This window comes from uncultured Allobosea sp., assembly GCF_945956895.1.
GTDB lineage: Bacteria > Pseudomonadota > Alphaproteobacteria > Rhizobiales > Beijerinckiaceae > Allobosea.
Window position 1 is genome coordinate 26142 of the sequence record NZ_CAMFJF010000035.1, and the last position, 10043, is coordinate 36184.

Annotated in this window: 8 protein-coding genes and 1 tRNA gene; 4 read left to right on the forward strand and 5 right to left on the reverse strand. The window is 66.4% G+C overall.

Annotated features, from left to right (window positions below; genetic code table 11):
• Positions 1-31: 31 nt before the first annotated feature.
• Positions 32-1636, reverse strand: a complete 1605-nt coding sequence (locus Q0Q02_RS16840) for a glucan biosynthesis protein (protein ID WP_293810989.1) — start codon at positions 1634-1636, stop codon at positions 32-34.
• A gap of 768 nt (positions 1637-2404) precedes the next feature.
• Here Q0Q02_RS16840 and Q0Q02_RS16845 point away from each other — a divergent pair.
• The 3 genes from Q0Q02_RS16845 to Q0Q02_RS16855 all read left to right on the forward strand — a co-directional run bounded on the left by Q0Q02_RS16845 (position 2405) and on the right by Q0Q02_RS16855 (position 5906).
• Positions 2405-3550, forward strand: a complete 1146-nt coding sequence (locus Q0Q02_RS16845; protein ID WP_293810991.1) for a type III PLP-dependent enzyme — start codon at positions 2405-2407, stop codon at positions 3548-3550.
• A gap of 231 nt (positions 3551-3781) precedes the next feature.
• A complete protein-coding gene (locus Q0Q02_RS16850) occupies positions 3782-4318 on the forward strand; it encodes a GNAT family N-acetyltransferase (protein ID WP_293810993.1) in 537 nt (178 codons plus the stop codon).
• Between the two features lie 151 nt (positions 4319-4469).
• Complete coding sequence (locus tag Q0Q02_RS16855; protein WP_293810995.1) at positions 4470-5906, forward strand: homospermidine synthase; 1437 nt, start codon at positions 4470-4472, stop codon at positions 5904-5906.
• A gap of 224 nt (positions 5907-6130) precedes the next feature.
• Here the strand turns inward: Q0Q02_RS16855 and Q0Q02_RS16860 are convergent, their stop codons facing one another.
• The 4 genes from Q0Q02_RS16860 to Q0Q02_RS16875 all read right to left on the reverse strand — a co-directional run bounded on the left by Q0Q02_RS16860 (position 6131) and on the right by Q0Q02_RS16875 (position 9724).
• On the reverse strand, positions 6131-7528 hold the full coding sequence (locus tag Q0Q02_RS16860) for an MFS transporter (RefSeq protein ID WP_293810996.1): 1398 nt from the start codon (positions 7526-7528) through the stop codon (positions 6131-6133).
• Entirely contained in the window at positions 7525-8196 is a 672-nt protein-coding gene (locus Q0Q02_RS16865; RefSeq protein ID WP_293810998.1) for an LON peptidase substrate-binding domain-containing protein, read from the reverse strand. Before Q0Q02_RS16865 ends, Q0Q02_RS16860 begins: the two co-directional genes overlap by 4 nt.
• A gap of 22 nt (positions 8197-8218) precedes the next feature.
• The gene (gene trxA / locus Q0Q02_RS16870) at positions 8219-9118 is read right to left on the reverse strand and encodes a thioredoxin (protein ID WP_293811000.1); all 900 of its coding nucleotides are present in this window, start codon (positions 9116-9118) and stop codon (positions 8219-8221) included.
• 81 nt (positions 9119-9199) lie between these two features.
• Positions 9200-9724, reverse strand: a complete 525-nt coding sequence (locus Q0Q02_RS16875) for a prolyl-tRNA synthetase associated domain-containing protein (RefSeq protein ID WP_293811002.1) — start codon at positions 9722-9724, stop codon at positions 9200-9202.
• A gap of 234 nt (positions 9725-9958) precedes the next feature.
• On the opposite strand from Q0Q02_RS16875, the gene Q0Q02_RS16880 reads away from it, so the two are divergent.
• Positions 9959-10033 (forward strand) — tRNA-Gly (locus Q0Q02_RS16880).
• The last annotated feature ends 10 nt before the right edge of the window (positions 10034-10043 follow it).

Sequence of the window (10043 nt, forward strand, 5' to 3'; positions counted from 1 at the left end):
GCACAGGCTCCTTCAGATCACCGGTGTTCAGTCACCCTTGCGCTTCGGCGCGCCAGGGATAGCTCCAGGTCTCGGTGAGCGTCTTGCCACCGCTGCGCAGGAAGGCGCGCATCTCGGCGAGCTGGCCGGGCTCGACCACCACGTCGACGAAGGCACGGAAGCCCTCGGTCTTGCGGTTCGGCACGATGAAGGCGCGGTCGATCCGGCCATAGGCGATCGAGGGCACGATCTCCACCTTCTCCGGCTGCTTCAGATAGTAGTCGAGATCGCCGCCGGCGAAATCGATGATGAAGCGGCGCGAGCCCTCGGTGACCGGCTCGCCCGAACCCAACGCCTTGGGCTTGGCCTGGTAGGTATTGACCACGCGCCCACCCGGATGGAGGTCGCCTGAATCGAGCATCGAGATCAGCTTGTAGCCGAAGGAGAATTCCTTGCCCGGCTCCAGCGGCGTCTTCGGCGCCCAGAGCGCGACGATATTGTCGTTGGTCTCGTCGGTCGTCGGCATCTCGATCAGTTCGACGACGCCTTCGCCCCAGTCGCCCTGCGGCTCGATCCAGTAGGAGGGACGGAGTTCGTAGGAGAGATCGAGATCCTGGTAATGCTCGAAGGCGCGGTCGCGCTGCATCAGGCCGAAGCCGCGAATATTGCGCTCGACGAAGGAGGAGACGGCCTGCTGTCTGGGGTTGCGCAGCGGGCGCCAGATCCATTCGCCGCTGCCGGAATGGATCATCAGCCCGTCGGAATCGTGCAGCTCGCTGCGGAAATCGTCGAAGAAGCGGCGGTCGTTCTCGCCGGTGAAGAACATCGAGGTCAGCGGCGCGAGGCCGAGCTTCTCGATGGGCGCGCGCGGATAGAGCGTCGCCGCGACCTCCACCACGGTGTCGAGGTCGGGGTAGATGGTGAAGCGATAGGCACCGGTGACGGTCGGCGAATCGAGCAGGGTATGGATGACGACGCGCTCGGCGTTGGCGGCCGGCTGCTCGATCCAGAATTCGCGGAAGACCGGGAACTCCTCGGCGCTCGTGCCGGCGCCGATCGCGAGGCCGCGCGCCGAAAGGCCGTAGCGCTGGCCGCGGCCGAGCACCCGGAAATAGCTCGCGCCGATGAAGGAGATCAGCTCGTCGAAGACGCGCGGGTCGTTCAGCGGATAATGCAGCCGGAAGCCGGCGAAGCCGAGATTGACCGGCAACGGCTTGTCGAACTTGACCTTGCCGTAATCGAACAGGTTCGCCGCATAGGGTACCGGCGTCGGCACGCCGTCGCGCACGACGTTCACCGTGACCGGCCGGGTGAAGAGGAAGCCCGGATGGAACATCTGCATGCGGAAGGGCGAGCCGTTCTGTTGCAGCAGGGACCGTTCGGGGCGGAAGCGGATGTCGCGCCAGGAATCATAGTCGAGCTTGGCGAGCGCCTCCGGTAAGGGCGCGATCGGCTCATAGGGAACAGCGGCGATCTCGCGGGCGCGGCGCTGCACGTCCTCGAAGCCGAAGCGGGGCTGCGGCGCGGCGTTCTGCTGGGGCGGTTGCGGCGGGCCCTGCGTCTGGGGCTGCTGGGCCAGGAGGACGGAGGGCGCTGCCGAGAGGCAGAGCGCGGCTGAAAGTCCGCCCAGGACGCGGCGGCGGTCTGTCGTGGTCATGCGTGGTCCGTCTTCCCCGTCGCCTCGGCTTGGCAAAATAGGCGGCTACCGAGACTTAAGGCCATCAAATGGGGCCGGTCTAGGGCATCCGGCATTGACGGGAGATGAAGATATCGCAACCTTCGCGGCCGGCCGGACGCTGCAGGTTCCCGATCCCTTCGGCAACAGAATCCGCTTCTGCGAGAAGCGCGACTAACTCCTAGCCGGCGAAGGGCTTTTTGCCGTTGGCCCGCTCCCGAACGGACGCGGATCACCCTTGCAAAAAAATGCGACTTCGGGTGCACAAAACACTTGTGGTCCGGGGTCGCTATCCGTATATCGCGTTCACCCAATTCGCACGTGCCTGTGGCCGCGTGCTGGTCGGTGGGCATCCGGACAAGAGGCCGGACAGCCGCCAGGGGTTGGAGGACGGATGGAGGGGATGGACATCCCTCAAATCACGCCTCCCAGTCTTCGCAAGGAGATTGTTCCCCGACACAGACCGGCAGCCGGAGGCAAAACCGGCGAACCCCGAATCTCCACGGGGGACGCAGCTTAAAGCAACGACGGAGCGGGCTTTTTTGGTCTCGCCGGCTTTCCACAGGCCGGCACCGAAGAGGCTTGTCCTTCATTGCCGGCCGTGCGGGGTCTTCCCCAATCGAACGGTGTTTCGGGTCCGGACGACTCGTCCGTTGTAGCAGGCGTCTCCACAGCGCCGCGCGACAGCGACGATTCACTCCGGCGATACATCGCATCGACGCCGCTTGCGTCGCAGGGGAGTCGCGTCTCATGACCGACCGCATCCGTGAGTTTCTTCGTACCCGACGTGAGGACGGGCCCTGCGTCGTCATCGACACCGAAGTCGTGCGCGCGAACTATCATGCCTTCGCCCGTGCGTTGCCCGACACCCGCGTCTTCTACGCGGTGAAGGCCAACCCGGCGACGGAGGTGCTCGCCCTGCTGGCCAAGCTCGGCTCCTGCTTCGACTGCGCCTCGGTCGTCGAGATCGAGCTTGCGCTCGCGGCCGGCGCCACGGCCGATCGCATCTCCTTCGGCAACACTATCAAGAAGGAGCGCGACGTCGTGCGCGCCATGGAGCTCGGCGTGCGCCTGTTCGCCGTCGACTGCACGGCCGAGGTCGAGAAGGTCGCCCGTTCCGCCGAGAAGACCGGCACGACCGATGCGCGCATCTTCTGCCGCATCCTCTGCGACGGTGCCGGCGCTGACTGGCCGCTCTCGCGCAAGTTCGGCTGCGTGCCCGAGATGGCCGCGGACGTGCTCGAGCACGGCCATCGCATGGGCCTCCTGGCCTATGGCATCTCGTTCCATGTCGGCTCGCAGCAGGCGAACGTGAACGCCTGGGATTCGGCCCTGGCCTCGGCCTCGGCGATCTTCAAGGAATGCGCCACGCGCGGCATCTCGCTGTCGATGGTCAATCTCGGCGGCGGCTTCCCGGCGCGCTACCTGAAGCCGATTCCGGGCGTGCCGTCCTATGGCGACGCGATCTTCCGGGCGCTGTCGAAGCATTTCGGCAACCAGCTGCCCGAGACGATCATCGAGCCGGGCCGCGGCATGGTCGGCGAAGCCGGCCTGATCGAGGCCGAGGTCGTGCTGATCTCGAAGAAGGCCGAAACGGACGAGGTCCGCTGGGTCTATCTCGATATCGGCAAGTTCAACGGTCTCGCCGAGACCATGGACGAGGCCATCCGCTACCCCATCCGCACCGTGCGCGATGGCGACGAGACCGTCCCGTGCGTGCTCGCCGGCCCGACCTGCGACTCGGTCGACGTCATGTACGAGAAGACCCCGTACATGCTGCCCTTCTCGCTGGAGATCGGCGACAAGGTGCTGATCGAGGGCACGGGCGCCTATACGACGACCTATGCGTCGGTCGCCTTCAACGGCTTCCCGCCGCTGAAGCAGTACGTCATCTGACGTCGGAAGGAGCGCGAGCTCCTTCCTGATCCAATCGGGTCCGGCGAAGCGCCCTGCCGCATGGCAGGCTGTCCGACGCTAAGTCGGGTGGAGCGTTCGCATCTCCAGAACGGAGATGCGGAGCGTGGCTCCCGCCGGACCCCTTCCACACAATCCAATCTGCTTGTGGCTGCGTTCGCGCGGCGCCGGGAAAGTCTGCGTGAGCGCAGGCGCTCCGGCAGGAGGTGCGTCATGATCACGATCCGCGACGAGATCGCCAACGACATTCCCGCCCGCGAGGCGCTGCTCGACCGTTGCCTGGGCGAGCGCCGCACCGCCAAGTCGAGCGAGCGCCTGCGCGAGGGCCGCCTGCCGGCGCAGGGCCTGGCGCTCACGGCCGAGCGTGACGGCGAAGTGCTCGCCACCGTCCGCCTTTGGCATGTCGAAGCCAATGGCGTGCCGGCGCTGCTGCTCGGCCCGCTCGCGGTGAAGCCTGAATTGCAGGGCGAGGGGCTCGGCAAGGCGATGATGCGCGAGGCGCTCTGGCGCGCGGCCTGCCGCGGCCATGGCGCTGTCATCCTCGTCGGCGACGCGCCCTATTACGCCCGCTTCGGCTTCGATCCGGCGCTGACGCGCGAGCTCGCCATGCCCGGCCCGGTCGAACGCGAGCGCTTCCTCGCGATCGAATTGCGCGACGGCGCCCTCGATGGCGCACACGGCGTGCTGGTTGCTGCCGGTGCAGCCGTTCCCTCGGCCTTCGCGGCGGAAGAGGTGGCGCAGGCCGCCTGATGCCTCCGACCCATCGTCATCGCGCCGTCATCGCCGGCGCTTTCCATGCGCTCACCCCGTGTGGAAGGCGTTCCGGCGATTGACGGCGCGATTTTGCGCTCATACGACCCTTTCGACCTTTTTTATCCCCAGAACCCAGGAGTTTCAGAGAATGACGAATTGGCCCGTCTACGGCGAGATCACCGGCCCGATCGTGATGATCGGCTTCGGCTCGATCGGCCGCGGTACGCTGCCGCTGCTCGAACGGCACTTCAAGTTCGACAAGAGCCGCTTCGTCGTCATTGCTCCCGATGATTCCAATCGCCATCTGCTCGACGAGCGCGGCATCCGCTTCATCCAGGAAGCCGTCACCGTCGAGAACTACAAGACGATGCTGGAGCCGCTGCTGACCGCCGGCGGCGGTCAGGGCTTTTGCGTCAATCTCTCCTGCGATACCGGCTCGCGCGACATCATGGAGTTCTGCTCCAGCCTGGGCGCGCTCTATATCGACACGGTCAACGAGCCCTGGCTCGGCTTCTATTTCGACGAGAGCAAGGGCCCGGCCGAGCGCTCGAACTACGCGCTGCGCGAGATGACGCTCGCCGCCAAGCGGGCGCGTCCGGCGGGCACGCCGACGGCGGTCTCCTGCTGCGGCGCCAATCCCGGCATGGTCTCCTCGCTGGTGAAGCGGGCGTTGACGAATCTCGCCGCCGATATGCGTCTCAACGCAACGCAGCCGAACACCCGCGAGGAATGGGCTGCGCTGATGCAGCGCGTCGGCGTCAAGGGCATCCATATCGCCGAGCGCGACACGCAGCGCTCGAAGAACCCCAAGCCGCCGGGCGTCTTCGTCAACACCTGGTCGGTCGAGGGCTTCATCGCCGAAGCCGTGCAGCCTGCCGAACTCGGCTGGGGTACGCATGAGAAATGGATGCCGGCGAACGCCCATGGCCACGAGACCGGCTCGCAGGCCGCGATCTACCTAATGCAGGCCGGCGCCGAGACCAAGGTCCGCAGCTGGTGCCCGACGCCGGGCGCGCAGTACGGCTTCCTGGTCACGCATAACGAGTCGATCTCGATCGCGGACTATTTCACCGTGCGCGACGAGGCCGGCAAGGCCGTGTTCCGGCCGACCTGCCACTACGCCTATCATCCGGCGAATGATGCCGTGCTCTCGCTGCACGAGATGTTCGGCAATGCCGGCCGTCCGCAGGAAGAGCATCATATCCTGGAGGAGAAGGAGGTCGTCGATGGCATCGACGAGCTCGGCGTGCTGCTCTACGGCCACGAGAAGGGTGCTTACTGGTTCGGCTCGCAGCTCTCGACCGAGGAAGCGCGTTCGCTCGCGCCCTACCAGACCGCGACCGGTCTACAGGTGACCTCGTCCGTGCTTGCCGGCATGGTCTGGGCGCTGGAGAATCCGCGCGCGGGGATCGTCGAGGTCGAGGAACTCGATTTCAATCGTTGCCTCGAGATCCAGCGGCCCTATCTCGGCCCGGTGAAGGGCTACTACACCGACTGGACGCCGCTCGATGGCCGCCCGGGCCTGTTCCCGGAGGATATCGATACCAGCGATCCCTGGCAGTTCAAGAACATCCTGGTTCGGTAAAGGGCGCCATTTGAAGGGCACCTTTTGAAGGGTGTCTTCCCGTGCGCGCTGCGGCACGCAGTGCTGCGGCGCAGACACGGGACCGTTTTCAGGAAAGGGCGCTCTCTGATGAAGGGGGCGCCCTTTCGTTTGAGAGATGCCTTCTCACCGCGCGGTCCCGCATCTGCGCAGCAGCACTGCGTGCCGCAGCGCGTGCGGGAAGACACTCTATGACCTAAGGCACCCTACGACTTACGGGAGACCTTCACGCCGGCCAGCAGCCCTGCGCCGGCCAGGAAGAACACGATCAACACGGCAAGCCCCGCCCGTTGGCTGGCGAAGATCGTCGTCGCCAGCGCGACCAGCGTCGGCCCCATGAAGGACGTGACCTTGCCCGACAGGGCGAAGAGCCCGAAGAACTCGCCGATGCGCCCCTCCGGCGCCAGCCGTGCCATCAGGCTGCGTGAGGCCGCCTGCATCGGCCCGGCAACGAGGCCGATCAGCAGACCCAAGCCAAGATAGACCCGCTCCGGCACTGAAGCGTAGAGCCCGTCGCCCGGCACGGGCGGGGTCGCGGGAATCACGAAGAAGATATGGTCGGCGCTGAGCGAGAGGATGCCGAGGCAAGCGAAGAGCAGGCAGGCGATCGCGCCGAGGATCACCGGCTTGCCGCCGATGGCATCGTCGAGCTTGCCGCCAGCCCAGGCGCCCAGCGTGCCGGTGATGGTCAGCAGGATGCCGAAGATGCCGAGCTCGATGGTCTGCCAGCCGAAGACACCGGCCGCGTAGATGCCGCCGAAGGCGAAGAGCGCGACCAGCGCGTCCTGGTAGATCATGTTGGCAAGCAGGAAGCGGCCAAGCGCGGGCAGTTTCGGCAATTCGGCGAGCGTCGCCTTCAGCCGCCCGACGCCGCCTTGCGCCGCTTCCGCGAGGCTCAGGCCCGTCCTGCACGAATCCGGGGTGAGCAGGAACATCGGCGTGACGAAGACGATGAACCAGAGCGCCGTCAGCGGGCCGGAGAAGCGGTCGCCCTCGCGCGCGGCGGCATCGAGCCCGAGGATCGGCGCGATGCCGGCCAGCGTCTTGCCGGTTTGCGGATCGGCCGCGAGCAGCCCGAGCGTGATGGCAAGCGACAGGAGACCGCCGAGATAGCCGACGGCCCAGCCCGTACCCGAAAGCCAGCCGAGCCGCTCCGGCGGCACCAGCCGCGTCATCATCGCATTGTTGAAGGTGGTGGCGAATTCGGCGCCGATCGTCGCGATGACGAAGCCGGCAAGCGCGATCGGCACGGCCGAGGCCGAACCCGGCACCGCGAACCAGAGCATGGCGGAGCCGATGACCAGGAGCGCGCCGAAGGCGGCGATCCAGGGCTTGCGCGGCCCGGTTCGGTCGGCGATGCCGCCGAGCAGGGGCGAGAGCAGGGCGATGCACAGGCCGGCGAGGCCGGTGGCATAGCCCCAGAGTGCCTGGCCGGCGGCCGCATCCCTGGCCAACGCCGAGGCGAAGAAGGGTGCGAAGACAAAGGTCGTGATCAGCGTGAAGAAGGGCTGCGCCGCCCAATCGAAGAAAATCCACGCCGCAACCGCGCGGCGCGGCGGCCAAACAGTGGGTGGCGCTTCGGCAGGCGGGGTAGCGGGAATCACTGCAGGGTCGTGTCCGGGTCGCCGCCGCCGCGGGCGAGCTCGATCTCGGTGATCGCGACCAGCACCTCGGCCCGATCCTTCAGCGTTTGCGCTTCCAGGAGCGCCTGCTTCTCGCGCGGCCCGAACGGGCACATCATCGAGAGCGCGTTGACCAGGGCTTCGTTCGGCGCCTCGTTGACGCCCTTCCAGTCGATCTTGAGGTCGTTGGCCTTGGCGAAGTCGCGGAGCGCCTTGAGCAGGCCCTTGCGGTCGACCTCCTCCTCGCCGGTGCGGGCGACGAAATCGGCGGCGAATGAGTCATAGCCGACGCGGCCCTGGCGATAGGGCGTCATCACCGACAATTCGTCGAGCAGGCGGAACCGGCTGATCCCGGTCAGCGTGATGATGTAGCGCCCATCGCCGGTCTCGGCGAACTGGGTGATGCGGCCGAGGCAGCCGACCTTGAGCAGTGGCGGGATCTCGGGTTGGCGCCCGGTTTCCGGCTCGGGCTGGATAATGCCGATGACGCGCTCGCCTTTGAGGGCATCGTCGATCATGGCGAGATAGCGCGGCTCGAAGATGTTGAGCGGCATCTGGCCGCGCGGCAGGAGCAATGCGCCGCCCAACGGAAAGAGCGGGATCGCCTGCGGGCAATCCTTGGCTCCTTCGTAGACGGCGTTCATGCCCATGCGCGCCTAGTCCTTATGCCGGTCAGGAGAACAGCAGAGTCGAAAGCTTGCGGCGTCCGGCGACGCTCGCCTCGTCCATCGGGCCCCAGGCCTCGAAGAACTGCAGGAGCTGCTTGCGCGCGCCGTCGTCGTTCCACGTCCTGTCGGCCCTGATGATGGCGACGAGATGGTCGACCGCCTCCTCGCGCTTGTCGCGGGCGTTGAGCGCGAGCGCCAGATCGAAGCGGGCCTGATGATCTTTCGGGTTGGCCGCGACCTTGGCTTCCAGCTCGGCCGTGTCGCCGAGCGAGGCGGCCTGTTCGGCGAGCTCGATCGCGGCGTGGATGGCCGTGATCGCCGGATCGGAAGCCTTGTCCTGTGGGGCCATGCCCAGAATGCCCTTGGCGCCCTCGATATCGCCGTTGTCGAGATGCAGCCGGGCTAGCCCCGCGATGGCGGCGAGGTTGTCGGGCTCGATCTCGAGCACGCCGGCATAGAGCTCGCTCGCGCCAGCAGGGTCGCCGGCGGCGATGGCAGCCGCGGCGGCCTCGATCAGCTCACCTGTCTGGCCCGGCCCCATCGGCCCGACCAGACGCTCGATGAAAGCTTTGATCTGGCCCTCGGGCTGGGCGCCCATGAAGCCGTCGATCGGCTGGCCCTGTTTGAAGGCGATCACGGCGGGAATAGACTGGATGCCGAGCTGGCCGGGGATCTGCGGGTGCTCGTCGATGTTCATCTTGACGAGCTTGACCTTCCCGCCGGCAGCCTTGACCACCTTCTCGATGACGGGGGTGAGCTGCTTGCAGGGGCCGCACCAGGGTGCCCAGAAATCGATCAGCACCGGCTGCTTCATCGATTCGGCGATGACGTCCTGGCGGAAGCCCTGGGTCGTGGTGTCCTTGATCAGGCCGGATTGCTCGGCCGCCTCGCCATTGACCAGCATGGGTCGTCCTTCGTGAGATATACTGGAGGCGAGGGCATGTCCTTACGGCCGCCCGCGCAGTTGCCCCATAGATGGGGTGCTTCAGCCATTCTGTCCATCGGGTGGGACGGGCAAATCGACGATCAGCGGCTCATGCCCCGTGCTCCGGAAGAAGGCCAGGAGATCGTCGCGGCTGACCCGCAGCGTCGCCGTGTTGATCAGGGGATGGAAATTGACGTCCTCGCCGGTTGCGAGCGTGGCGTCCAGCACCATGGTGACCTCGCCGGCGCGATCGTTGATCACGGCGAAGGCGGTGACGGAGCCTGGCGTGACGCCGAGCTTCTCCAGCAGCAGCTCGGCCGAGCCGAAGGAGAGCCGGCCGCTGGCGCCGATCCGCTCGTGCAGGCGCTTCAGGTCGATTCGTGCGTGCGCCTCGGCCGAGACCAGAAAGATCCGCCCCTTCTTGTCCTTGAGGAACAGGTTCTTGGTGTGGTGGCCGACCATCTCGTCGCGATGCGGGGCCGTTTCGGCGACGGTGAAGACGGCCGGATGGTCGGTGCGGTGGAAGGCGATGCCTTGATCCGTGAGATAATCACAGAGCTGGTCGGACGTGACGGGCGCGGTCATGGCGAAGCGATCGGTAGAGGGCAGGGTTCGAGTCGGCACCGAAAACGCCTGTCGGAACGGCGGGAACGGGCCGGATGATGCCTATCCTCGCCGGGCGCCGGCAGCAAGACAGGGCCGGCGAATTCGCGCTTTTGTGGAAGGCGGCAAAAAAACTTTCACAAGGGTGCTTGCGCTTCGCGGCGCTTTGGGGCAATAACCCGGCCGCGCCGCCAACACGGCGCGACTGTCTCGGATGCGGGTGTAGCTCAGGGGTAGAGCACAACCTTGCCAAGGTTGGGGTCGAGGGTTCGAATCCCTTCGCCCGCTCCAGACAATCTCA